The sequence below is a fragment of the Gemmatimonas sp. genome (assembly GCF_046594945.1).
In the GTDB taxonomy this organism is placed as follows: domain Bacteria; phylum Gemmatimonadota; class Gemmatimonadetes; order Gemmatimonadales; family Gemmatimonadaceae; genus Gemmatimonas.
The window spans coordinates 24164-48188 of sequence record NZ_JBKJRB010000057.1 but is presented as its reverse complement, the minus strand read 5'-3'; the positions used below and the strand labels follow the sequence as shown (position 1 = coordinate 48188).

Annotated in this window: 20 protein-coding genes; 17 read left to right on the top strand and 3 right to left on the bottom strand. The window is 64.7% G+C overall.

Annotated features, from left to right (window positions below; all coding sequences use genetic code 11):
• Window positions 1–219 precede the first annotated feature (219 nt).
• The 13 genes from ACLL97_RS06670 (at window position 220) to ACLL97_RS06610 (ending at window position 16775) form a co-directional block, all read left to right on the top strand.
• Window positions 220–1215, top strand: coding sequence for a hypothetical protein (locus ACLL97_RS06670; protein ID WP_411279702.1), 996 nt, complete (start codon window positions 220–222; stop codon window positions 1213–1215).
• Window positions 1216–1438: 223 nt separating this feature from the next.
• Entirely contained in the window at window positions 1439–2482 is a 1044-nt protein-coding gene (pilM, locus tag ACLL97_RS06665; protein ID WP_411279701.1) for a type IV pilus assembly protein PilM, read from the top strand.
• Window positions 2483–2493: 11 nt separating this feature from the next.
• Window positions 2494–3249, top strand: a complete 756-nt coding sequence (locus ACLL97_RS06660) for a PilN domain-containing protein (protein WP_411279700.1) — start codon at window positions 2494–2496, stop codon at window positions 3247–3249.
• A 12-nt stretch (window positions 3250–3261) separates the two neighbouring features.
• The gene (locus tag ACLL97_RS06655) at window positions 3262–3885 is read left to right on the top strand and encodes a type 4a pilus biogenesis protein PilO (RefSeq protein WP_171223779.1); all 624 of its coding nucleotides are present in this window, start codon (window positions 3262–3264) and stop codon (window positions 3883–3885) included.
• Window positions 3882–4391, top strand: a complete 510-nt coding sequence (locus ACLL97_RS06650; RefSeq protein ID WP_411279699.1) for a hypothetical protein — start codon at window positions 3882–3884, stop codon at window positions 4389–4391. The genes ACLL97_RS06655 and ACLL97_RS06650 overlap by 4 nt, the downstream gene beginning before the upstream one ends.
• Window positions 4388–6607 carry an AMIN domain-containing protein gene (locus ACLL97_RS06645; protein WP_411279698.1) on the top strand — a complete coding sequence of 740 codons (2220 nt, stop codon included), beginning with the start codon at window positions 4388–4390 and terminating at the stop codon, window positions 6605–6607. The genes ACLL97_RS06650 and ACLL97_RS06645 overlap by 4 nt, the downstream gene beginning before the upstream one ends.
• A 22-nt stretch (window positions 6608–6629) precedes the next feature.
• Window positions 6630–9041, top strand: a complete 2412-nt coding sequence (locus tag ACLL97_RS06640) for a YncE family protein (protein WP_411279697.1) — start codon at window positions 6630–6632, stop codon at window positions 9039–9041.
• A 201-nt stretch (window positions 9042–9242) separates the two neighbouring features.
• Entirely contained in the window at window positions 9243–10433 is a 1191-nt protein-coding gene (gene aroC / locus ACLL97_RS06635; protein WP_411279696.1) for a chorismate synthase, read from the top strand.
• Window positions 10430–10981, top strand: coding sequence for a shikimate kinase (locus ACLL97_RS06630; protein ID WP_411279695.1), 552 nt, complete (start codon window positions 10430–10432; stop codon window positions 10979–10981). Before aroC ends, ACLL97_RS06630 begins: the two co-directional genes overlap by 4 nt.
• A 3-nt stretch (window positions 10982–10984) precedes the next feature.
• The gene (locus ACLL97_RS06625) at window positions 10985–11413 is read left to right on the top strand and encodes a DUF494 family protein (protein ID WP_411279694.1); all 429 of its coding nucleotides are present in this window, start codon (window positions 10985–10987) and stop codon (window positions 11411–11413) included.
• A gap of 4 nt (window positions 11414–11417) precedes the next feature.
• On the top strand, window positions 11418–14024 hold the full coding sequence (topA, locus tag ACLL97_RS06620) for a type I DNA topoisomerase (RefSeq protein WP_411279693.1): 2607 nt from the start codon (window positions 11418–11420) through the stop codon (window positions 14022–14024).
• A 389-nt stretch (window positions 14025–14413) separates the two neighbouring features.
• Entirely contained in the window at window positions 14414–15778 is a 1365-nt protein-coding gene (gene trmFO, locus ACLL97_RS06615) for a methylenetetrahydrofolate--tRNA-(uracil(54)-C(5))-methyltransferase (FADH(2)-oxidizing) TrmFO (protein WP_411279692.1), read from the top strand.
• Window positions 15779–15785: 7 nt separating this feature from the next.
• On the top strand, window positions 15786–16775 hold the full coding sequence (locus ACLL97_RS06610) for a tyrosine recombinase XerC (RefSeq protein ID WP_411279691.1): 990 nt from the start codon (window positions 15786–15788) through the stop codon (window positions 16773–16775).
• 343 nt (window positions 16776–17118) lie between these two features.
• Here ACLL97_RS06610 and ACLL97_RS06605 read toward each other — a convergent pair whose 3' ends face one another.
• Complete coding sequence (locus ACLL97_RS06605; RefSeq protein ID WP_411279690.1) at window positions 17119–18096, bottom strand: threonine/serine dehydratase; 978 nt, start codon at window positions 18094–18096, stop codon at window positions 17119–17121.
• 9 nt (window positions 18097–18105) lie between these two features.
• On the opposite strand from ACLL97_RS06605, the gene hslV reads away from it, so the two are divergent.
• Entirely contained in the window at window positions 18106–18651 is a 546-nt protein-coding gene (hslV, locus tag ACLL97_RS06600) for an ATP-dependent protease subunit HslV (protein ID WP_411279689.1), read from the top strand.
• Window positions 18652–18666: 15 nt separating this feature from the next.
• Here hslV and ACLL97_RS06595 read toward each other — a convergent pair whose 3' ends face one another.
• Complete coding sequence (locus ACLL97_RS06595; RefSeq protein ID WP_411279688.1) at window positions 18667–19143, bottom strand: hypothetical protein; 477 nt, start codon at window positions 19141–19143, stop codon at window positions 18667–18669.
• Window positions 19144–19233: 90 nt separating this feature from the next.
• The gene (locus ACLL97_RS06590; protein ID WP_411279687.1) at window positions 19234–21612 is read right to left on the bottom strand and encodes a DUF5916 domain-containing protein; all 2379 of its coding nucleotides are present in this window, start codon (window positions 21610–21612) and stop codon (window positions 19234–19236) included.
• 33 nt (window positions 21613–21645) lie between these two features.
• Between ACLL97_RS06590 and hslU the strand changes: the two genes are divergently transcribed.
• From hslU to ACLL97_RS06575, 3 genes are read left to right on the top strand one after another with little or no spacing between them, the layout of a single operon-like run.
• Window positions 21646–23040: an ATP-dependent protease ATPase subunit HslU gene (hslU, locus tag ACLL97_RS06585; RefSeq protein ID WP_411279686.1), complete on the top strand. Its 1395-nt coding sequence runs from the start codon at window positions 21646–21648 to the stop codon at window positions 23038–23040.
• A gap of 48 nt (window positions 23041–23088) precedes the next feature.
• Complete coding sequence (locus ACLL97_RS06580) at window positions 23089–23433, top strand: ribbon-helix-helix protein, CopG family (RefSeq protein ID WP_411279685.1); 345 nt, start codon at window positions 23089–23091, stop codon at window positions 23431–23433.
• Window positions 23430–23900, top strand: a complete 471-nt coding sequence (locus tag ACLL97_RS06575; protein ID WP_411279684.1) for a hypothetical protein — start codon at window positions 23430–23432, stop codon at window positions 23898–23900. Before ACLL97_RS06580 ends, ACLL97_RS06575 begins: the two co-directional genes overlap by 4 nt.
• Window positions 23901–24025 lie beyond the last annotated feature (125 nt).

Below are 24025 nucleotides of genomic sequence, written 5' to 3'. Positions count from 1 at the left end.
GACGCAGGCCGCACTCTACGCCGCGTCGGGCCGGGTCAGCGTCTTCACGTCGCGACCCGTCGGGCTCGAGGAACGAGACCTTCGCTACGCGCTCGAAGACGCGGCGATCGCGACCGTCGCAATCTGATTCGAAAAGCGGGACGCGCGTTCGACGCTCCCGTCCCGCGTCGCGTCCCGCGTCGCGTCCCGCGTCGCGCCGGGTTTGTCCTGCCGTTCGTCGTGGTAGCCACGGCACTCGTCGCGCTGCTTGCCCTGGCAGCCATCACCACGATATGGCACGGCTATCGTGCGACTCGTCTCGCCGCCAACGGCGTTCGCGCCCAGTTCGCTGGCGACGAAGGACTCGCGCTCCAACTCGACGCCTGGCCCGCCGAGTCCTTGGCGGCCCTCGCGCCGGGCACGACGATCTCCACACGCGTCACGACGGCGGTGGGGGACAGCGTGCGCGTGCGGATCACGCGCACGCAGCCGCTGGTGGCGTGGCTGACCGCCGATGTCGCGCTGGAGCCAATGGGTACACCGGGTATCGTGCGCCGGCACGTCACCCGAGCCATGGCGCTCGAGCCGCCGGTGCTGCCGATCGTCGGAGCACTCACGGCAATCGCGGCCGTACACGCGCAAAATCCCACCACCATCGACGGACGCGATCTCGCCGACGCCGCCGATGCGTGCGGAATCCTGCGGGATACGTCGTCGCGCGTGCCCATCGCGGCGACCGCGCTCATCGATGCCCCGGTGGGGTCGTGGAGCGGTCCGCCGGCGTCACTGCAGCTCGCCGACACGGCAACGGTGCGCAACAGCTTCAACCTGGCGTGGATCTCGGTGATTGCCCGAAGTGCCGTTCGCGTGACGGATTCCGTTCCGCAGTGGCTCGCACCGTTACCAGGGTGGCACGCCCTGTTACTCGATGGACCGAGTGTCTCGCTGCGTACCCCCGCGCGGTGGCGCGGTCTGCTTGCCGTTAGCGGTGATCTCGTGGTGACCGGCCGACTCGATATTGACGGCGTGCTCGTGGTACGCGGACGACTCGACGCACGCGGCGCGACGCTGCGCATCCGCGGCGCGCTCGTCGTCGCGTCAATCGGCAGTCCCGACGTACAGCTCGGCAACGACACACGCCTGCGCTACGATCACTGCGCGGTGCAGATGGCGCTGGCCACCGTCGCAGTACCGCGCGCGCAGCCATTCTCTCTCTGGTATTCCCCGTTGAATTGACCGCCAAAAGGTCAGAACGCCCGATTAGGGAAAGTCGGACATCGGGCCGACACTGTCACGGTGTGGGCAGTCGTACCGGCTCTTCCCCCTGTGGGGGGCGTTACCTCGTGAGGGGACGGTCGTTTGAAGGGTGACGTGCCGGGTGTAGGCAGGTCAATCTGTCCCCTCGGTGCGCTCAGCGTCGAACGGCAGCGTGAAAACCACCAGTGCAACCCCAACAGCCATGGCGCTCTTCGGCCGAAAGAAAATCACCGTCGGACTCGATGTCGGTTCCGGTCTTGTGAAAGCAGTGGTCATCGACCACAGCGGACCCACGCCGGAACTGGTCAAGGTCGTCATCACGCCGCTCAACGACACCGCGATTGTCGAAGGCGAGGTGATGGATCACGGCATCGTTGCCGATGCGATCCGCCAGACGCTCGAAGCGACCGGCGTGAAGACAAAGAGCCTCGTGACAGCCGTGGGCGGACGCGACGTGATCGTCAAGAAGATCTCGATTGAGCGCGTGAAGGAAGCACAAGCACGTGAGCTGATTCGGTGGGAAGCCGAACAGCACGTGCCGTTCGACATGGACTCCGTCGAACTCGACTTCCAGGTGCTCGATCCGGACGGCGACGGTCTCGACATGAGCGTCCTGCTCGTGGCGGCGAAGCGGGATCTGGTGGAAGCGAAGCGACATTTGCTTGAGGACGCGGGGTTCCCGCCCTCCGTCATCGATGTCGATGCCTTTGCACTGCACAACGCGTTCGAGGCGAACCATCCGGATGCGATGCATGGAACGGTAGCCCTGCTCAACATCGGAAACGAGCAGACGAACCTGAATATCCTCGACGAGGGCGTGCCCATCCTGACGCGCGATCTTGGCGTTGGCACGCGCCGCTTCCGCGAAGATGTGCAGCGTGAGCATGGTATCAATGGTGACGAGGCTGAGGATATGCTCCGCGGCTTCGATCGGTCGTCGCTGCTCGACGGCACCATTGCCCTGCGCGGTGAGGAGCTCGCGGTCGGTCTTGAGCGCGCCGCCACATTTCTTGCCTCGTCGTCGCGCAACTTCGGTCAGATCCGCGCGGTGTATGCGTGCGGCGGCGGATCGCGCGTGCCGGGCCTGCTGGCGTGGCTGTCTGATCGCCTCCGTCTACCGGTTCAATCGGCCAACGCCCTCGCCAGGATCACCGTGCGAGAAGGGGCGCTGGAATTTCTGTCCACCGATGAAGTCGCACCGCTGCTGATGTTGCCGGTGGGACTCGCGCTGCGCGCAGCGGCCTGAGGAATCCGACCATGATGCTTCAGATCAATCTCCTCCCCGGTTCGAAGAAGTCGTCGCGCGGTGCTGGCAGCCTTGCCGGATCACTCGGCTCCATCGGCGCGTCAGTTCGTGATCCGTGGCTCGTCGGGGCCGCTGGTGCCGTCGTCGTCGCATTTGCGGCAGTCGGTCTGCTCTTCTCAGCGCAGAACGCGCGCGCCGGCGAAGTGACCGAGAAGCTCGATCGCGCTGTGCGCGATTCGACTCGCTACTCCAAGGTGCTCGACGCGCGTCGTAAGCTCACCGCCGAGCGTGACTCGGTGCAGCGCCAGTTACAGATCATTCGCACGATCGACGAGAATCGCTACAACTGGGCGCATATCCTCGACGAGATCAGCCGCGCGTTGCCCGCCTACACGTGGCTGACGACGCTGGAACAGACGAGCAAGGCGCCGTTGCCCCCCGGCGCCGACACGCTCGCCGGTGTGACCACGCCGGTGCCGGCGACGGCCGCCGCGAAGGCTAAAAAAGCGGCTGTCGTACAGGACACCATCGAGATCCATCCGCCGCTCACGTTCCGCGTCGTTGGCCAGACGGTCGATATTCAGGCGCTCACCATGTTCATGCGGCAAATGGAGAGCTCTCCGTTCATCCAGCATGTCGCACTCAGCAAGTCGGAAATCGTCATTGTCGAAGGCAAGGATGTAACGCAGTTCGAGCTATCGGCGGAGTACGAAGTGCCGCCTCCGGGTGTGGTGCGAACCTCGCCCCTCGTCGTTCCCGTGCGCTGACCAGAGACAACAATGGCACTGCTTCCTCAGACCCAGCGTGATCAGGTCAAGCTCCTGATCGGCTTCGCGGCTCTCGCCCTCGCCGCGGCGTACTACATCTATCCGTATGCCGCCCGCGAAGAGCAGCTCGCGTCCGACATCACACGCGTGGCGGAACTCGAAGACGCCAATCAACGTGCCGCGCGTGAGTTCGCGTCGGGCAGCATCGAGAACCTGCGTGTCCAGGCGGCGGAGAATCGCTCCGCCCTGCTGGTCATGCGACGACTCGTACCCACCGGCAACGAAGTGCCGGCGCTTCTCGAAGAAGTCAGCACCGCGGCTCGCCGCGCTGGACTTGACGTCGGTGGCGTGACGCCCGAGCCAGTCATCCTCGGCGAACGTTTCGACACGTACCGCTACACCGTCACTATCATCGGTGGCTATCACCAGTTCGGCGAGTTCCTCGCCAACGTCGGGTCGCTCGCGCGCATCGTGGCGCCGGTGAACTTCTCCATCGTCGCAGGCTCTGGCGCCAACGCGCCGCGCAACGCGATCAAGACGTCGGAAAAGGGTGCGCTCGCCTCCACGATCACGTTGCAGACCTACGTCGAGAAGACGACGCCGGCCAAGCCCGCCGCCAAGGAGCGTTCGTCATGAAGCGTCTCACTACTGTCGTCGCCACGCTCGCGCTTAGCGCTACGGCCCTGACCGTCGATGCACAGCAGCCGGTTCGCCCCACACCGGGGCGCACGGTTTCCGGGGAATCCGCCGGAACGGTCGGACCGAGCGTGGCCCCGCAGAAGACGGCGGGTATGCCCACTCAAATCACGCTGCAGCGCGAAACCTTCGCGTACAGTGGCGGCGGACGTCGCGATCCCTACAAGTCGCTCATGAGCAGCAGCGATGTGCGTCCGCTGCTCAGCGATCTGCGTCTCACGGCGGTCGCGTTCGACCCTGTCGGAAACGGCGCCAACTCGGTCGCCATCATGCGCGACACGTATTCGAAGCAACAGTACCGCGTGCGCGTCGGACAGCAGCTTGGACGACTCCGCGTAGCCGCCATTCGGCAGAAGGCCGTGCAGTTCACCATCGAAGAATTCGGATTCAACCGGCAGGAAACGCTGCCACTCAGCAGCGACACGACGAAAGTGAGGAACCCATGATGGGACCGACGACCGTTGCAGTGATCTCCGCGCTCCTGGCGCCCGGCGCACTCGCGCTGGCGCATGTGAACGCCCCCGCGGATTACGCTGCCCCCTCGGCCCGCGTGGCCATCACCTCCCTGTCTGAAGTGCCCACGCGCGGACGCGTGCTGGGCATCGCCGTCGCACCTGCCTCGGCAGGCGCCGACATCGTCCTCTCGCTCGACTCGACCGTCACGCTCAAGCATTTCACGCTCGACAATCCGTCACGTATTGTCGTCGACCTCGGCGGCGCCAACCTGGCCATCCGCTCGAACTACGATGGCAAGGCCCGTGGCCCGGTGCGCAATCTGCGCTTGTCGCAGTTCCGCGCCGACACGGTCCGCCTCGTCATCGATCTCGATGGCTCGCGCAGCTATACGGTCGTCCGCGAGGGCGGTCAGGTACGGATTGCACTCAGTGCACCGGCGGTTGCGTTCGCACGGTGGGGCTCCAGTAGCACCGGTGGTGAGCTGTCGTCGCAAGTCTCCGCCGGTCGTCTCGGCCAGCCGGCTCCGATCGCCGCCGTGTCCGCTCCTGTGGAAGCCAAACCGGCCGAGGCCAAGCCGGTCGAGGCGAAGCCCGTGGAAGTGAAGCAGTTCGAAACGCCGATTGTGAGGGCGGCGCCGGCACCGGTCGTCATCGACGACCATTCCAGTGATCCGCTCACCGCCCGCACTCCGGCCACGGTTTCCTCGATGGCGGCTGCTCGCCGTCAGCAACAGAAGCCGCGCATCACAGTCAGCTACGACGGCACTAACATCCGCGACGTGATCGCCGCCTTCGCGACCTTCTCGGGACGCACTATCGTCGTCGGGAAGGATGTGTCGGGCGACGTGACCGCCGATATCGCCGACAAGCCGTGGGATGTGGCCCTCCAGGCCATCCTGCAGGCGCAGGGGCTCGCGGCCACCGAAGATGCCAGCGGCATCATCACGGTCGACAGCTACCGCAACCTCGCTACGAATCAGGCGCTCGAGCCCCTCGTGACGCAGATCGTCGACATCAACTACTCGAAGGCGTCCGTGCTGCGCGGCACCGTGCAGCAGCTGCTGGCCCGTGATTGCACCGGACTGACCACCATGGCTACCGGCCGTGACATGGGCATGCCGATGAATCAGGGCGGTGGCGGCGGTGGTGGTCAGCAGGATCAAACGGCTGGTCAAGGCTGCGTGGTTCGCGGCTCGGTGGCTGCCGATAGCGCGACCAACAAGTTGATCATCACCGAAGTGCCGTCGCGTCTCCCCGAGATCGTGGCGCGCGTTCAGCAGCTCGACATCCGCACGCCGCAGGTCGCGATCAAGGCCAAGATCATCTTCGTGAATCGCACTGGCATCCAGGACATCGGACTCGCGTACGACCTCGGCACCGGCAACAAGCAGTTCTTCCAGCAGCTGGTGCCGCGTATCGATCCGAACACGCTGACGGCCGTCGATACCGACGGCGACGGTGTGCCCGACGCGACAGGCGGTGGCAGGGCCTATGAAGGCCCAGCTCGGATTGCGCTTGGCGGCAACGCGCTGGCCGGTATCGCCAATGCCAATAACGCCATCAAGCCGAATGCGCTCAACCTGATCTACAGCACGGCGCTCGGTCGTTACCAGCTCACGGCGTTCCTGAACGCGCTGCAGACCTCGTCGTTGGCCGATGTGCAGTCGGAACCAAGCATCACGATTCTCAACAACCGCAGCGCCGAGATCTTCGTCGGTCAGGAGATCCCGATTCGCGTGATCGACGCGAGCTCCGGCGGTGGAGGACAGGGCGGTGGTGGTGGTGGTGGTGGCGGTGGGCAGGGTCAGCCGAATGCGGCGGCCTTCTTCCCCCGCGCTACGGTGTCGAAGGAAGAGGCCGGTATCAAGCTCTCCGTGACGCCGCAGATCACCAACAACCGAATGGTGTTGCTCAACATCAAAGCCGAGAACTCGAGTGCGGAAATCGCGGCCACGGACGTGGGCGTGATCTTCAACCGTCAGCGTGCCGAGTCGCAGGTGCTCGTGGCGGATGGAGAGGCAGCCGTGATCGGCGGCCTGACCGTCACCGAGACCAACCGCTTCCGCAGTGGCATTCCGATTCTCATGAACCTCCCGTTCGTCGGTCGCTTGTTCTCGCAGAATTCCAAGAACGAAACGAAGCGCGATCTGCTCATCCTGGTGACGCCGCACATCCTGGATGATGGCGCGATCCCGCCGAGCCGCTGACGCCACGAGGACTCACATAACCATGTCTGCAATCATCGCTGGCCGCAGTTCGCTGCGGCCCACACCTCGCACCGCCCGACCGGCCGCTCTCGTGGCGCTGGTTGCCCTCGCCGTCCTCGGCGCGTGCCGCGGTGACGAAGTGATCGATCCGCCATTCCGAGACACGATCGTTCCGCGTGTTCAGGTGGCGAAGGGGAACACGGTCGCGGACACGTTGCTGTCCATGACGGTGAGCGCCACCGACAACATCGGCCTCAAGCGTGTTCGCGTGCTGTTGGCCGGTGGCATCAGCGCCACCTACGACACCGTGATGACAAGCGCCGTAACGTCGCTGACGGTAAACGTGAACATCCGGGTGCCGAATAACGCGCCATTGGGGGCGACCGTGAATGCGCGGGCCATCGCCATCGACGGCGCCGGCAATCTGTCGGATACGGCGCGCGTCGCACTCACGGTCGGCAATCTCGAGCCGCCGCAGGCGATCGTGACCAGTCCGGTGACCGGATCGCCGGTGGTCAGCGGCAAGTCGCTGGTGATCTCATTCTCCGGGAAAGCCCGCTACAAGGTGCGCACGCTGGGCTATGAAATCACCGGCGCGTACAACGTGAAGGACTCCGCGTCCTTCGGCAACCCGCTCAAGGATTCGGTCGCGGTGCTCGACACGCTCGTGGTGCCGGATACCGTGAAGGGCAAGATTCTCACCGTCACGCCGTTCGTGACCGATTCGCTCAACCAGCGCGTGCTGGGGAACGCCGTGCAATATGCGGTGCAGAGCAAAGACAGCTCGACGACGGTGCCGATCGTTCGCACTGGTGTGGCGTCGCGCCTCGAAGTGTCCGACACCATCTTTGTGGAAGCGACCGATCCGGTTGGTATCTCGGTGCTCGGGTACGAAGTGCGCGGTCTCACCGGCCAGCTGCTCGTGGCCGACTCCGTGACATCCACCGGCGGTTTCTCGACACTGGTGCGCACGTTTCGCTCCCGTGTGCCGGTCACGGTGTTCCCGACGCTCGTCACGGTCACCGGATTCGCCCGCAATGCGAACGGTCGTCGCGATGTGGCCCGCTTCACGTCGGGCGCCTTGCGCCTCGATACGGTGGCCGTCGTCGCTGGCTTCACGAGCCCGTTGCCCAGCGGCGGACAGGTGGCCGATGCGTTCTACTTCCCGCGTACCGATCGGATTTATCTGTCGAACATCGAGCGCAACTGGCTCGAGGTCTACAACCTAGCCGACTCGACGTTCCGATCGCCGATCGCCGTGGGCTCACGTCCGTGGGGCATCGCGCCGTGGCCGCGCAACCGTGACGGTGTCATGGGTGACACGCTCTTGGTGGCGAACTCCGGCGGAACGAACATCAGCTACGTCGACCTGAAAACGGGCGCGACGGGTCGCGAAGTGTTCCGCTACGCCCTGCCGAACATCGTCGCGTACAGTATTACAACCGTGCGCTCGGAAGCCACCGATGCGCCGATCACGCAGCGCACCGTGTACGACTTCAGCGATCGTCCGCAGTATCTCGCGGCCACCTGTAACGGCGCCAACACGCCGGGCGCGCCGTGTCGCGACGTATTCGCGGTGTATTCCACCACGCCCACGCCCGGCCAGTCGATGCCGTTCCCGAACCAAGGCACGATCCGGTGGGAGAATCTTACGCAGCGTACGTCGCACTTCTTCTTTGAGCAGGCGATCGGCCAATCGGTCGGCCGCTCGGACACATTGGAAGTGGAGCGCTACGCCGCCGCCGGGTTCGGCAAGGACTCTGTTCTCGTGCCGTTCAAGCAGAATGTGCCGAACGGCAACGGCGGGTTCTTCTCCTACTCCATCGTGATCCGGCTCGACAAGCTGGCCTTCCGAGACACCACCTTCGTGCGCAGCTCGGGCAACTTTCGCCGCGCGGTGTTCGGTGAAGGCGGATCGGTGCTCGGCAGCCGAGCCATGACGTATGATGCGACAATGGGCATGGACTCGACGCCGCCGATCCCCGTGATCGATCGCGGTATCTCCCGTCCGCTCGACGTCACCGACTTCGTGGCCAACACCTTCTCGCGTGTTCAGGGCGTCGGCGTCAACTTCGACGGCGAGTTGAATGCGGTGAAGGGCGATTCCACATACTTGTTCGATCGTACGCTGCGCTTGCAGGGTATCCTGCAGTCACGGCCAAGTGGCGGCGGGCTGGACTTCCATCCGCTCAACACCGGTGCCAACTCGACGCTCCGTACACGCCTCGCGTTCATCGCCTCGAGCGAGCCGGTCATCGATGTGTTCGACACGTATTGCTACCGCAAGATAGCGTCGATCCCGATCCGCAACCCGATCATCGGTCCCGTGCGCGCCACGACGCGGCCGAACGGCCAGTTGGTACTGGTCGGCGCCACGATCCGCGGTGTGACCGTGGTGGCTCTGCCCGACAACTTCACCACGACCTGTCAGTAGGGTCGCGCGAGGCAGTCGAGCAAGCAAAGAAGTCGGCACGGCCTCGGGGCACTCGCTTCGGGGCCGTGCTGCGTTGGCGTAGCTCCCTTGCGTGCCGCGTTCGTAAGACCTGTTCGGGCTCCCGTCGCGCCGTATCGCCTCATACGTTGTGGGACGGGCCACGGAACCACCGCCGCCCATCCGTCACCGCTCCGCACACTCATGCTCCGCTTCACCACCGCCGGCGAATCACATGGCCCGGCGCTCGTCTCGATCCTGGAAGGCATGCCCGCCGGCGTTCCGCTGCTGGCGTCCGACGTGGACACCGACCTCGCCCGACGTCAACAGGGTTACGGGCGTGGACGCCGCATGCAGATCGAAACCGATCGCATCGAATTTCTGTCGGGCGTCCGCGCCGGCGAAACCCTGGGGTCGCCGATTTCGATGTTGATTCGCAACCGCGACTGGAAGAACTGGCTCGAGATCATGGACCCGGCACCGCGTGAGGCCGACGCGGACGGTCCGCGGAAGCGACAAGTGACGCGAGTGCGTCCAGGACACGCCGATCTCACCGGACTGCTGAAGTACGACCGTAGCGACGCCCGCGACATCCTGGAACGTGCGTCGGCGCGCGAGACGACCGCGCGGGTGGCCTCAGGGGCCGTCTGCCGCGTGTTGCTGCGTGAAGTGGGCATCCACGTCGGCTCGCACCTTGTACACCTTGGCGGGGTCGACGCCGCCCGTCCCGCGATGATGCCCAGCGATATCAACGTCGCGTCCGACGCGTCGCCGCTGCGCACGCTCGATCCCGTGGCCGAAGCAGAGATGATCGTCCGCATCGATGCCGCCAAGAAGGATGGCAACACGCTGGGTGGCATCTGCGAAGTGGTCGTGACCGGCCTCCCGGTGGGGCTGGGCTCGCACGTGTCGTGGGACCGACGTCTCGACGGGCGGCTCGGGCAGGCCATGCTTTCCATCCCGGCGGTGAAGGGCGTGGAAATCGGACTCGGCTTCGAAACCGCCCGCCGCATGGGCGCCGATGTGCACGATGAGATCGAGGCGGCACCCGGGAACACCCGGATGGGCCACGTGCGGCGCAAGACGAACCGCGCCGGTGGCACCGAAGGTGGCATGACGACCGGCGAGGAGTTGGTGATCCGGATCGCCATGAAGCCGATCTCCACCCTCATGCGCCCCCTCGGCACGGTTGACGTCGCCACTGGTCAAGCGGCCTTGGCCGTAGCGGAACGAAGCGACGTCACCGCGGTACCGGCCATGGGTGTGATCGCCGAAGCCATGGCGGCCTATGTCCTGGCCGACGCGCTCCTCGAGAAGTTCGGAGGCGACTCGATGGGCGAGCTGCACCGAAACTTTAACGCCTATCTCGCCCGGTTGGACGAGCGGGTGGGGTGACCCAGACGGCCGGTCTTCAGATCGACGGGCACCTCGTGCTCGTCGGACTGCCGGGTTCCGGCAAGTCTACCGTGGGTCGTGCGGTGGCGAAGCGGCTGTCGCGGCCGTTCCTCGACTACGATGCTGAAATCGAGAAGCGGGCAGGCATGTCGGTGACGCGTATCTTCGCGGAACGAGGGGAATCGGCGTTCCGTGCGCTGGAATTCTCGTTGACTCAAGAGTTGGCCGCGGCGCCGCCAATGGTGCTGGCACCAGGAGGTGGCTGGGTGACGATTCCCGGGGTCATGGCACTGCTGCGACCTCCGGGGCGTATCATTCATTTACAGATTTCCCCGAATGAGGCGCTGCGACGTCTCACCCGGTCCCGCATCGTGCGCCCGCTGTTGGCTCAAGCGGACCCGGCCATGGCGATGCATATGTTGTGGGAGCGGCGATCTGGGCTGTACGCGCTGGCGGACGTCACAGTAAACGTAGAAGCTGTTGATTCACAACGACTTATTGATTCCGTAGTGGCGCTTGCCCACGACGGGACTCTGGGGATAGGTTAGGCGATGGACGATCAGTGGACGCCTGTCATCGATGATTTGCGCGAACGATTCCCGGCCGACACGGATGTCGTGGAGGTCGAGGCCTATCTCTCGTCGCAAGGGTATGACCGGCGACAGATTGGTGAGATCCTTTCACTTCTTTATAGTGATACTGCTTCACCCCGCTGGTCGGGTGGGGCCGTGATGTCGCGCAACGCGCCGCTCCGCGTTCAGGGGCCGCATGAGCGCGGACGGTTCACCGCCGAAGCCTGGGGCTACCTGGTGATGCTGGGTGGCTCCGGAGCGGTGAGTCTCAACGATTTTGAGCAGTTGGTGGAGCGCGCGCTGGTCCATATCGACGGCCGCATCAACCTCGCGGACATCCGTGGTATCGCGGAAGACGTGGGGCTCGATGATGGGGCGATGGACGGCGAGCGCTCCCAGGTACACTGATCTGATGCCAATCAAGAAGGGCACGACCGCGGCGGGTACCAGCGTTTCCAAGCCCGCCGCGAAGAAGGCCGTGAAAAAGGTGGCCAAAAAGTCCGCCAAGCGCGCGGTGAAAAAGTCGGCAGCGACGGCCACAAGCCCGGTCGCTGAGCCGTCGCCTGCGCGTCCGCCTACTGCCAAAACAGCAGTAAAAAAAGTCGCGACAAAGGCCGCCCTCAAGACGGCTGCCAAGAAAGCCGCCAGCACGAAGGCCCGTACTCGGTCCCGAATCGATGACGCGGCTCCCGACGACGACGAACCGGCGCCCGCCGGCGGCACGACGCTGGTCATCGTCGAGTCGCCCGCGAAGGCCAAGACGATCGGCAAGTATCTCGGCAAAGGCTTCACGGTGAAGGCCACCGTTGGTCATGTGCGCGACCTGCCGGCCAAAAAACTCGGCATCGACATCGAGCATGGCTTCGCGCCCGATTACGTCACCATCGAGGGCAAGGAAGACATCCTCACCGAACTCAAACGTGTCGCGAAAGGCGCCCGCGAGATCTTCATCGCCACCGACCCTGACCGCGAAGGTGAGGCGATCGGCTGGCATGTGGAGCAATTCTTCACGCAGCCGCCTCGGTATGCCGTCACGGCCCCGATCCGCCGCGTGATGTTCCACGAGATCACAAAGGACAAGGTGAAGGAGTCGATGGCGAACCCGATGGATATCGACACCAAAAAAGTCGATGCCCAGCAGGCGCGCCGTGTGCTCGATCGCCTCGTGGGCTACAAGGCCAGTCCGATCCTGTGGAAGACGGTGAAGAAAGGGTTGTCCGCCGGTCGCGTGCAGACCGTCGCTCTCCGTATCATCGTCGAGCGCGAGCGCGAGATTCGCGCCTTCATGCCGGTCGAGTATTGGAGCATCGCGGCCGACCTGCAGAAGGGCACGCAGCCGTTCACCGCGAAGCTGCATCAGATTGACGGCAGCAAGCCGGAGATCGCCACCGGAGCCGACGCCGAGCGGATTCTTGCCGACCTGAAGGGCCGGACGCAGTTCACCGTCACCGAAGTCAAGCGTCGCGAGAAGCGCAAAAATCCTGCAGCGCCGTTCACCACGTCCACGCTGCAGCAGGAAGCCGCCAAGAAGTTGGGCTTTGGCTCGAAGCGCACCATGCGTCTCGCGCAGGATCTCTACGAAGGCATCGACGTCGGTGGCGAAGAGGGCCAAGTCGGTCTCATCACCTACATGCGTACCGACTCGTCTCGTGTCTCCGAGACCGCCGCCGGTTCGGCGCGCGATTGGCTGACGGCGGAATATGGCGAGTCGTACCTCGCGGCCGGCATGCAGCTTTATCCCAGCGGCAAAGCGAACGCGCAGGACGCGCACGAAGGCGTGCGGCCCACCGATCCCACGCGCCGTCCCGACGATCGCCTCGCCAAGAAGCTCACTACCGATCAGTTCAAGCTGTATGAACTCATCTGGAAGCGCTTCATGGCGTCGCAGATGGCTCCGGCCGTGTTCGACACCACGACGGTGGATTTCGACATCCCCACCGCGGGACGTTCCTACCTGTTCCGTGCCACGGGCTCCGTTATCAAGTTCGACGGCTTCCTCACGCTCTATCGCGAAGCGCGCGAAGAGGGTGACGGCAAGGCGCTCGAAGATGAGCAGGCGTTGCCGTTCCTCGAGCAAAGCGAGTCGGTGCCGGTTAACGCCATCGCGTCGACTCAGCACTTCACCGCGCCGCCGCCGCGCTTCTCCGAAGCCTCGCTGGTCAAGGAGCTCGAGCGACTGGGGATTGGCCGCCCGTCCACCTACGCATCGATCATCTCGGTGCTCGCCGAACGACGCTATGTGTCGCTCGAGCAGCGCCGCTTCTTCCCTACGCCGCTCGGCGAAACAGTGGAGAAGGTCATGGTCAAGAAATTCCCCGACATCTTCAACGTGCAGTTCACCGCGCAGATGGAAGGGGAACTCGACAAGATCGCCGACGGTGAACTTGGCTGGGTGCGTGCGCTAACCGACTTCTGGACGCCATTTCAAGCCACGCTCAACGACAACGATCTCGACGTCCTTATTGGCGAAGCTTACGATCTGTCGGCGCTCGCCACAGATAAGTGTCCCGAGTGCGGCGGCAAGCTCGTCCCCAAGGGCGGATTCTTCGGACCGTTCGTGGCCTGCGAAAACCACCCGAAGGCGTGCAAGTACACGCGTCCGATCAAGGGCGAGAAGAAGCCGGCCGAGCTCACGAAGTACATGTGTCAGGAGTGCGGCGAAGCGATGGTGGTGCGCCACGGTCGCTCAGGCGATTTCCTCGGCTGCTCCAAGTTCCCAAAGTGCCGCGGGACGCGCTCGATGCCCACCGGCGTGAAATGTCCGAAAGACGGTGGCGAAATCGCGGAACGCCGCAGCAAGAAGCGCGGCAAAGCGTTCTACGGCTGCGAGAACTATCCGAACTGCGATTTCGTGGTGTGGGATAAGCCCGTGGCCGAAACGTGCCCGGAGTGTGGCTACGTGGGCGCCGAGTCGAAGAGCAACAAGACCCGCGGCGCGTTCCGGAAGTGTCTCAAGTGCGCCAACGAGTGGGATGTGCCGAGCCCGGACGAAGCTGAGTTGGTGGCCGAAGTGGCTTGATCGCTTCGGGAAGTCGTGGAACGGTCGCGCGGGCTTGTGCCTCGCGCGACCGTTTTGCTATGGGCTACCGGCTCTCGGCTCTCTCTCGGCGTTGGTGTGCGGGAGACGCTCGGCGGGGGCGCCGTGGGCCGGGTCTAGGCGCACCACATCGACTGTCGAGGCGGCAAAGTGCGCGCCCCCCTCTCTCTCCGTCGAGTCCCTGTCGTACGGGTTCGCGTCCGGAGCGCCCGCCGCCGCCTCTGCGTGGGCGCCGCCCTGCAGCGGTCCCGCGCCGAGCCCGGACCGCACGCGCAGGACGCGGCGAAGGGGTGCTTCCCGTGCCGAACGAGCGTCCACGCCAACCCATTGCTGAGCGAGTCGTCGAAGCAATGAACCGTTAGACTACACACATGGCATCCAACGAAGTGCATGTGATCGGCGGCGGGCTCGCCGGAAGTGAAGCGGCATGGCAGCTGGCCGAGCGCGGTCATTCTGTCGTAGTGTCTGAAATGCGCCCCGTGCGCGGTACGGCCGCGCATCGCACCGAGAAGCTCGGTGAGCTCGTTTGCTCGAATACGTTCAAGAGCACCGAGACCAGTAATGCGCACGGCTTGCTCAAGGCCGAGATGCGGCAGCTTGGTTCGCTGATCCTCGATTGCGCCGATCAGTCACGCGTGCCGGGCGGCTCGGCGCTGACCGTCGATCGCGAGATCTTCTCGCAGCACGTACACGATCGCGTGCATGCGCATCCGCGTATTCGGGTATCGCGCGAAGAAGTCACGTCGCTCCCCGACGTGGGGATCATCGCGACCGGTCCGCTCACCTCCGATGCGTTCGCTGACGCCATTCGCGCGCGACTCGGGGTCGAGTCGTTGGCCTTTTACGATGCCATTGCGCCAGTTGTGTCGCTCGAATCAATCGACCAGAATATTGCCTTCCGCGCCTCGCGCTGGGGCAAGGAAACGATGGACGGTGCCGGTGACGAAGGCGCGTATCTGAACTGCGCGTTCACGCGTGACGAGTACGAAGTATTCATCGACGCGCTCACGACCGCCGATCAGTTTACGTCGCACGAGTTCGATAAAGTGCCGTACTTCGAAGGGTGTATGCCAATCGAAGAGATGGCGCAGCGTGGACGGGAGTCGTTGCGCTTCGGGCCGATGAAGCCCATTGGCCTGCAGGACCCGCGCTCCACGTCGCGTCCCCACGCCGTCGTGCAATTGCGTATGGAGGACCGCGGCGGTCGCATGTGGAATCTCGTCGGCTTCCAGACGCGGCTGCGCATTCCTGAGCAGGCGCGCGTGTTCCGCCTGATCCCGGGGCTCGCTGAGGCGGAGTTCCTGCGCTTCGGGTCGATTCATCGCAACTCGTACGTGAATGCGCCGGCGGCGCTGTCTCCGCATCTGTCGTTGCGGGATGCGCCACAGCTGATGTTCGCCGGACAGATCACCGGCGTCGAAGGCTACACGGAAAGCAGCGCGACGGGTTTATTAGCGGGCATCAATCTCGCGCGGCAGATTGCTGGCGATGCACCGGTGGTGCCGCCGCCATGCACGATGATGGGCGCGCTGTATCGCTACATGCGCGAAGCCGATCCGAAGCACTTCCAGCCGATGAACGCGAACTTTGGGTTGCTCGACGATCTCGACGGCGTTGCACCGAAGCTGTTGAAGGACAAAGCGAAGAAGCGTGAGCTCTTCGCCGAACGTGCGCTCACCGCGATGTCGGCGTGGCGCGATGAGGCCGGAATCATTCCGACGGCGCTTCGCGGATGACCGGTCGGTGAGCAACGATGTCGCGCTGCCTGACGCCGGCGTCCCCGAATCGGCACGCCCGGTAGCGGCGCTGCCCGCCGAGATCGACGAGTTCCTCGTGCATCTCGCGAAGGAGCGTGACCTCTCGCCCAATACGATCTCCGCCTACACGCGTGACCTCCGAGAGTTCTCCACCTGGCTCGCCGGCACACATGGCGTCGATGGATGGCAGTGGAACGAGCTTGGTCGCACCGATATCCGCGGCTTCATGGCGCACTGTACGCGCCGTGGGCTCGCCAAGCGTTCCGTCGCGCGTCACCTGTCGGCCGTGCGCAGCTTTTATCGCTGGATGCATCGCGATGAACGGGTCGACGTGAACCCCGCGCGTGCGGTCGCGTCCCCTCGCCTACCGCGCACCCTACCGGCGTACCTCGACAAGCGGCAGGCCGAGACGTTGCTCGAACACGCCACGACGCGCGCGCAGAGTCTCGAATTCACCGACGTGCGCAACCTGGCGATGCTGGAATTGTTCTACTCCAGCGGCCTCCGGCTCTCCGAGTTGCGCGGCATCGACCTCGACGATCTCGATCTCGTCGTGCAACAGGTGAAGGTGCGCGGCAAAGGGCGCAAAGAGCGCATCGTACCCGTCGGTGATCATGCGCAGCGGGCGTTGCGCAACTATTTAGTCAAGCGCGATGCGCTGCTCGCGAAGGTGAGGGCGAGTAACACGAAGCCCGCGCGCGGGGCAGTGTTTCTGAGCGGGCGCGGCGGGCGCATGAGCCCACGCGCCATTCAGCACGCTATCGTCGGACTGCTCGCTGCGGTGGATGAAGGGGCAGGACTCAGCACGCACTCCCTGCGACACTCGTTCGCCACCCATTTGGTCGATGGGGGCGCGGATCTGCGCGCCGTGCAGGAGCTGTTGGGTCACGCGAGCATCAGCACGACGCAGATCTACACGCACACGAGCGTCGAACGCCTCAAAAAGGTCTATCGGCAGGCGCACCCGCGCGCCTGACCTGTTGGTGGGGTTGTGGGTGGTGTGCTTGCGGCTGGGATCGTGGTGCGTGCGGTTGCTTCTCTGGTGCGCACGCCGCTCGGCCCGTGGGGATCTCCTCGTCGGCTTTCCTGCGGGGGAAGACCTTGGGAGCGCCGCGCGGGTGAAGTGCCGCCCCCCGGTAGGTCGGCGGTGAGCCTCCCTGCAGCCGCCTCTGCGGGCGGCCGCGCCTCACCTGCGTGGCGAGCCCACGGGTCCCGCCCGCAGGAAGCGGCGAAAGGGAGGTTCACCGCCGACCACCACCCCTCCGCCAGCACACCATTCAAAACCCAAAACCCAAAACCCAAAACCCAAAACCCAAAACTCAATCTGGCGTGCCACCCGACAACACAGTGACCGCGCGAGCCGCGTCGAGATTGCCCCCGCACATGACGATGCCGACCGTCCGCCCAGCGAGTTGCGGTGCTAGCAAGTGCAGGCCGGCCAGCCCCGTCGCGCCCGAGCCCTCGGCCAGGTTGTGCGTGATCCGCCACAAGTCCCGCACCCCCTGCGCGATCGCCGACTCACTCACCACCACGAACTCCGCGAGCCCCGCCCGCAATGCCGAGAACGTGAGCTCGTACGTCGACCCCGTCGCGATCCCCTCGGCGAACGTACGCACCGGCGCACCCGCGCGCGGCAGGCCGTCGTGCCAGGCATCATGCTGCGCCGACGCGCCGATGCTTTGCACCGCGTACACCTCGAGCGTTGGACGGAGCGCATCGCGCACCACTGCCGCACCCACGGCTTGTGATCCACCGCCCAGCGCAATGATGATCGCGTCGAGGGTTGGCGCCTGCTCCAAAAACTCGGCCGTCATCGTAGCCGCGCCCGAGATCACCTCGTGGTGATTCGTCGAGTGCACCAACGTCTTGCCGTCACGCTCAGCCCACGCGCGGCAGGCCGCCACCGTCTCGTCGTACCGTTCGCCCACTTCGATCAGCGTGGCCCCGAGTCCACGAATCGCCGCGCTCTTCTCGGGGTTGTTGCCGTGTGGCACGCAGATGGTCACCGACACCCCGAGTTGCGCGCCCGACCAGGCTAGGCCCAGTCCGTGATTACCCGTGCTGGCAGCCATCACGCCACGCCGGGCCTCGTCGTCGGTGAGCGCCGTGATCGACGACGTGCCATTGCGCACCTTGAAGCTGCCCGTGGGCAGATGGTTCTCGTGCTTCACCAGCACGCGGATGCCGTGCCCCACGAGCTCGTCCAGTGGCGGATAGTGCCGCACCGGGGACGGGTCCAGATACGGGCGCAGCCGGGCGCGGGCAGCGAGTACGTCGTCGTAGGTAATTGGGTACATTCCAGAAATATGCCTCTCCCAATCATCCGAGCTACCACCATTCTGGCTGTGCGTCGCAACGGACGCGTGGCCATCGGCGGCGACGGGCAGGTGTCCGTCGGCGACACCATCGCCAAATCGCAGGCGGTGAAAGTTCGCCCCCTCAAGGGCGGACGCGTGATCGCCGGGTTTGCTGGCTCCGTGGCCGACGCGATCACCCTCTTCGAAAAGTTCGAGGAGAAGCTTGATCGCTTCCCTGGAAACCTGCCCAAGGCGGCCGTGGAGCTGGCCAAGGAATGGCGCAGCGATCGCGTTCTCCGTCGTCTCGAAGCCATGCTGATCGTGACCGACGTCAATCACGGGTTCATGCTGAGCGGCAACGGTGAACTCATTGAGCCCGACGATGGCATTCTCGCCATCGGATCCGGCGGCGCCTACGCGCAGGCCGCAGCGCGCGCGCTTGTGCGTGAGACGACACTGTCGCCGGCGGAGATCGTGCAGAAGGCCCTCACGATCGCCGGCGAGATCTGCATTTACACGAACACCAACATCACGGTGCTCGAACCCACGGCGTAGTCCAAGGCGCCGAGGCTACCCCTTCACGCGTGTTCCCGTCACCGGCGACGGCTCCGCCGCTGCCGGTATGCCGGGCGGCAACGCGCGCAGCAGCGTGCCGGTGAGCGTGTCGCCGCTGGCTTGCAGCGTCCATGTCACCGTGACTTCGATCGTCGTGATTTCGCCGTTCATGTTCATCGTGGCCGACGCCTTCTGATTCAAGACCGCCGTGCCCTTCGCCGCTCGGCCACCCAGCGTGGCAACGGGGACTACGGAGCCATCGGGGCGCAGTGGCGCTTGCAGCAAGCCTACGAGTGAGTCGCCCGACGCTTCGACCTTAAGCGTACCCGTGCCGGTGATGCTGGTAACTTGGCCGTCCTCGACGCGTCGGCCCATTTCGTACTCGACGGTCCAGGTGCCGACGAGCGGATTCGCCGGCTGGGCGCACAACGACGCGGCGCTCAGGGCGGAGATGGCGAGGAGCAGGGTGGCGAGCCGGTGACAACGGGGCATACGTATGATTTCCGATTAGGAGTGAGAGTACAGCAGTGAGTCACGTCTGCTGGGCTCAGTGGTTTCCATGCGGTGCGTCCGCCACGCCACCTACCGCGAGCCGAGGCGGTTCACCCAGCTGGCCTTGAGGAAGAAGCTGTCGTTCACCCGACGCAGTCGATTGAGCCCCAGCGCCTCGGGTTCCGTGAGACTGCTGCCGTAGCCCGCAAAGAACACCGTGCCCGGGCTTGGCCGGAACGAGAACAACCAGTCGGCGCGAAGCAGATTCGAGCGCGTGGACACGGTCGGTGTGAGCATGCCGTCGGCCCGCCTCGTGTACAGCAACGAACCTGTGCGCCAGTCGCGCAGCGTTTCGCGTCGGTTCGCTTCGTACTGCGTGATTATGCGAACGAAGACCCAGCGCGTGACCTGATACTCGGCTTTCACGCGCGGGATCTGCGTGGAGAAGGTGGACACGTCATCGACGCGGCGCACGAACTCGTTGCTCGCGTAGGTGGCGTTCATCCGTAGCCGCGTGTTCGGCCGCCAGTCTACGCTGCCGCTGTACGCCGTTCGGTTGACACGCGACGTCTCGTTGAAGTCCACATCACTCGAGCGCAGCACACTGGCCGACGCCGCGAACCGACGGAACTGCGGCGTGGACGCGGTCGCCTGCTGCGAGAATGTGGTGATACGCGGCGCCGGCGTAAACGGTGCCGCCGTGCTGTTCACGAGGACACGCAGCGAGCCATACACCGTGGGATCGAAGGCATAGGTTGCCAGCGCTGGGGAGTAGCCCAGCGACCAGCCGCGGCGCAGGGTGACGGTGTTGCCAAGACTCGCCTTGCTCTCGAGGAGACTCTTCCCCTTGAAAAACTCACCGTACTGCCAGAGTCCGCTGATCTGCGAGAACGACTGCAGCTTCTCGAAGAGCTGCCCCTGTTTGCCGAAAAGCGACACCCGGTTGGCGGTGTTCAGGCTCACGAATCCGGTGCGCGCTACGAAGCCGTTGTCGGTGCGGAACTCCGGGGTGACACCGAGCACGTTGTAGTGAAAGCCCCAACCTCGGCCCGTACGATCGACCACCGCCTCCCACAAGCCGCCTCGCTTCGGCGCGCCGGACGCGCGCGTGAGGCTGCCCACCGCCTGCGCTTGCGCGTAGTACATGCCGCCGAACACATGGCGCACATCGGCGCCGAACACGCGATTGGCGCGACCTTTGCTCACGCGCTCGCTGAACAACAATCCGCTTTGTGACTGCTTTTGGAAGTCGCGCGTGATGCGCACGATATCCACCAGTGGGCGTGTAGCGCCGAGCGTGGTCGGCGCGGCATCGAGTGCGGAGAGCACGGCAATGTTTGACCGGCCGAGTCGGCCCGTGAGCTTGAGCGCGGCGTCGGGCTGCACGATACGACGCGTATACACGAGCGTATTCGGTACGTTGAACTGGTCCGCGCCTTCCACGAAGAACGGGCGCCGCTCTGGATAGAACAGGGCGAAGCGCGGGTCGGCCGCCACCTGCGTCGCATCCGCCTCGACCTGTGAGAAGTCGGGACGAATGCTGCCGTTCAACACGAAATTGCTGCCCAGTCCCAGCCGCACGTTGCCGCCCACACGCGGCGTGCTCGCGTAGCGCCAATCCTTCAAGTTTGAAGGATCCGCGGACGGTGAACCGCTGATCGTGGTCGTGAGCTCGGGATTGATCAGCGCGTCGATGCCGCGCGTGAGTCCGGTCATCTCGGCCAGCCAACCTTCCTGCGCAATAAAGGACGCCGCGCCGCGCTGCACGGGCGTCCACGTTTCCTCGTAGCCGCTGTGCTGCACTTTTCGACTGAACTGGATACCCCAGCGCTGCACGCTGCGCGTGGGAAAGCGAAGACTGGTGAACGGAATGCGAATTTCGACCTCGTAGCCCCAGTCCTCCACGTGGCCGCGTGACGACCACAGGAAATCGGCGCTGAGGTCGTTCTGCCCCGGCATCACATTCGATCCCGGAATGAACCCACCGCCCTCGGCTTTGGTGCCGTCGGCCTGAACGCCCAGCGGGTTGACGATGAAGACGAACGCGCGGCGGCGCTCCTGAAACGGATCGAGATGGATCTCGAGGTTGTCGTCGGCGCTCAGGCGGTCGCGGTCGGCCAGCGTCGCCCGCACGATGCCGTGCGGCTCGAAGGCGCGCACACCGAAATAGATCGCGGTAGCGGAATACCACACCCGCACTTCGGTCGAGTCTGGCGCCGGTCGCCCGTCGGTGGGCGAATAAAGCGAGAAACCGGTCAAGAGGGGCGCGTCGCGCCACACCGGCTCGTCGAGACGGCCGTCGATCTCCACGACCGCCGCCTTCGGACGTCCCATCCGAACCTCGGTTTGGCCCTGTATGGCGTGGTACACGGCCGCCGCGGAATCGGGCGGAGGGGAAGCGGCGGGCGCGGCTTGTAGGGAGGCAACCGAGAGCTGGAGCGCGCCCGCAAAACTGAGCAGGAAAGACATGCCCGAAAGCTATGAGGATCGTTAGCGTTCGGCATGCCCTCTCCACGTACTCAGCAGGCCATCGCTCGGCTCGCCGACCTCACGCCACGCCAGATCGTGGCGGAGCTGGATCGCTACATCGTCGGCCAGGCCGACGCCAAGAAGTCGGTGGCCATCGCGTTGCGCAATCGGTGGCGCCGCCAGCGGGCCCCGGAAGCGATCCGTGAGGAAATCTCTCCCAACAACATCATCCTCATCGGCCCCACTGGTGTCGGCAAGACGGAGATCGCCCGACGCCTGGCCAAGCTGTCGGGCGCACCGTTCGCCAAAGTGGAGGCGTCGAAGTTCACGGAGGTGGGCTACGTGGGGCGTGATGTCGAATCGATGGTGCGCGATCTCATCGAGAGCGCCATCGACATGGTACGCACCGAGCGCGAGTCGGAGATCGAGGATCTCGCCAACGAAAAGGTCGACGAGCGTTTGTTGGACTTGCTGTTGCCCGTACCCCCTCTCGCAACCGGCGACACGCCGGAGGTGAAGGTCGAGCACGACGCGGCGATGGAGCGTCACAAGCGCACACGCGATAAGCTGCGGCTGTTGCTCCTCGATGGTCAGCTCGATGGCCGCGAAGTTGAACTCGAAGTCACCCAGTCTGGCCCCGGCATGCCCGGCATGATGACACCCGGCGGAAACGAAGGCATGGAGAGTGTGGCCGAGTGGTTCCGCGACATGATGCCCAAGAAGAAGAAGCGGCGCACCGTGAAGGTGAGTGAGGCGCGCCGCATTCTGCTCGACGAGGAGCTCGAGAAGCTGATCGATCTCGACGACATCACCGAAGACGCGCTCGAACGCACCGAAGCGATGGGCATCATCTTCCTTGACGAGATCGACAAGATCGCCGGCGAGCGCGGGCAGGGCGGGGGACCCGACGTCTCACGCGAAGGCGTGCAGCGCGATCTGCTGCCGATCGTGGAAGGGTCGAACGTGCAGACGAAATACGGGACCGTGAAAACCGATCACATCTTGTTCATCGCCGCCGGCGCATTTCACGTGTCGAAGCCCAGCGATCTGATTCCCGAGTTGCAGGGTCGCTTTCCCATTCGCGTGGAGCTCAAGCCACTCACCGAGCAAGACTTCGTGCGCATCATGACGGAGCCCGAGAACGCCCTCACCAAGCAGTATGCGGCCTTGGTGGAAGCCGAAGGCGCGTCGCTGGAGTTCAAGGAAGACGGCATCGCCGAGCTGGCGCGCGTGGCCACGCGGGTAAACGAGCGCATGGAGAACATCGGTGCGCGTCGATTGCACACGGTGATGACTACGCTGCTCGAGGATGTGCTCTTCGACCTGCCGGATCGTGGCAAGGATGCGGTAATTGTAGATGCTGCAATGGTGCGGGAGCGGCTGAAAGCGATCAGCGAGGACGAGGATTTGCGAAAGTACATCCTGTAGCGCGCGCGCTCGACTGGATTGCCGCCTTCGAGGCTGATATTATTCAGTATGAGCGACGAAAAGTACGCCCGCATAGCGATCACCCTGCCGCCAGCCGACCTCGCCGCCGCCGACCGCCTGGCCGCGGCGCAAGACCGGTCGCGCAGCTGGATTGTGGCCGAGGCATTGCGCCAGTACGTCGCGCGGATGGAACCGTCGGACGCGCTTGGCGCGTCGCGGCACGCGCAAGTTGTGCGTGATCTGCAGCTAACGGCAGAGGAGCGCATCCGCGACGCCGAGGAGCGCGACGTGCTGTCGGTCGATCGTGAACACGGCGACTCGTTCGAAACTCCGTTGCGCTTCGCGAATTACGATGACTTCGCGGCATGGCGACGAGAGCGACCAAACCGGTGACCGTCATAATCACACGAGTGGCGCGGCTGTGCGCGTTACTCAATGCCGCGGAGGCGCGCTACGTGATAGTGGGCGCGACGGCGATGCAGCTCTGGGGTTCGTCACGCTCAACACGCGACGTGGATATCCTGATCGAGCCGACCGTGCAAAACGCGCATCGCGTGCTTGCCGCACTGAGCCAACTGCCGTTCGGCGTGGCGCGTGATCTCACCACCGATGACATCCTGAGTCGCGGAGTGACCATGATCGGTGACACACCCAATGTCGATGTGCTCACGCGCGCTTGGAATGTGCACTGGGCGGATGCCAGTCGCGACATGGCCGTGTTCACCGTGGACGGCGTCCCCATTCCCACGGCGTCGATCGAGCAGCTGATTGCATCGAAGCAGACGGGACGCCATCAGGACGCGGCTGACGTGGTGGTACTTCGGGCGATACTGCATCAGCGGAACAACTCCGGTCGATGAGGCTACCGCGCAATGGTGCGCTGCACCGCGATACCAGACCGTGTGGTGAGCGGGTCGTCGCCGGCGAGTCACCAGTGCAAGGCATGCGTGTCGAGTAGCACGCGACGTGGCAGGGCCGCGCAGAA

What these genes read in the sequence shown, in the direction of transcription:
- pilM (WP_411279701.1), top strand. Translation starts at nt 1,439, where the DNA reads ATGGCGCTCTTCGGCCGAAAGAAAATCACCGTCGGACTCGATGTCGGT.
- ACLL97_RS06660 (WP_411279700.1), top strand. Translation starts at nt 2,494, where the DNA reads ATGATGCTTCAGATCAATCTCCTCCCCGGTTCGAAGAAGTCGTCGCGC.
- ACLL97_RS06655 (WP_171223779.1), top strand. Translation starts at nt 3,262, where the DNA reads ATGGCACTGCTTCCTCAGACCCAGCGTGATCAGGTCAAGCTCCTGATC.
- ACLL97_RS06650 (WP_411279699.1), top strand. Translation starts at nt 3,882, where the DNA reads ATGAAGCGTCTCACTACTGTCGTCGCCACGCTCGCGCTTAGCGCTACG.
- ACLL97_RS06645 (WP_411279698.1), top strand. Translation starts at nt 4,388, where the DNA reads ATGATGGGACCGACGACCGTTGCAGTGATCTCCGCGCTCCTGGCGCCC.
- ACLL97_RS06640 (WP_411279697.1), top strand. Translation starts at nt 6,630, where the DNA reads ATGTCTGCAATCATCGCTGGCCGCAGTTCGCTGCGGCCCACACCTCGC.
- aroC (WP_411279696.1), top strand. Translation starts at nt 9,243, where the DNA reads ATGCTCCGCTTCACCACCGCCGGCGAATCACATGGCCCGGCGCTCGTC.
- ACLL97_RS06625 (WP_411279694.1), top strand. Translation starts at nt 10,985, where the DNA reads ATGGACGATCAGTGGACGCCTGTCATCGATGATTTGCGCGAACGATTC.
- topA (WP_411279693.1), top strand. Translation starts at nt 11,418, where the DNA reads ATGCCAATCAAGAAGGGCACGACCGCGGCGGGTACCAGCGTTTCCAAG.
- trmFO (WP_411279692.1), top strand. Translation starts at nt 14,414, where the DNA reads ATGGCATCCAACGAAGTGCATGTGATCGGCGGCGGGCTCGCCGGAAGT.
- ACLL97_RS06605 (WP_411279690.1), bottom strand. Translation starts at nt 18,096, where the DNA reads ATGTACCCAATTACCTACGACGACGTACTCGCTGCCCGCGCCCGGCTG.
- hslV (WP_411279689.1), top strand. Translation starts at nt 18,106, where the DNA reads ATGCCTCTCCCAATCATCCGAGCTACCACCATTCTGGCTGTGCGTCGC.
- ACLL97_RS06595 (WP_411279688.1), bottom strand. Translation starts at nt 19,143, where the DNA reads ATGCCCCGTTGTCACCGGCTCGCCACCCTGCTCCTCGCCATCTCCGCC.
- ACLL97_RS06590 (WP_411279687.1), bottom strand. Translation starts at nt 21,612, where the DNA reads ATGTCTTTCCTGCTCAGTTTTGCGGGCGCGCTCCAGCTCTCGGTTGCC.
- hslU (WP_411279686.1), top strand. Translation starts at nt 21,646, where the DNA reads ATGCCCTCTCCACGTACTCAGCAGGCCATCGCTCGGCTCGCCGACCTC.
- ACLL97_RS06580 (WP_411279685.1), top strand. Translation starts at nt 23,089, where the DNA reads ATGAGCGACGAAAAGTACGCCCGCATAGCGATCACCCTGCCGCCAGCC.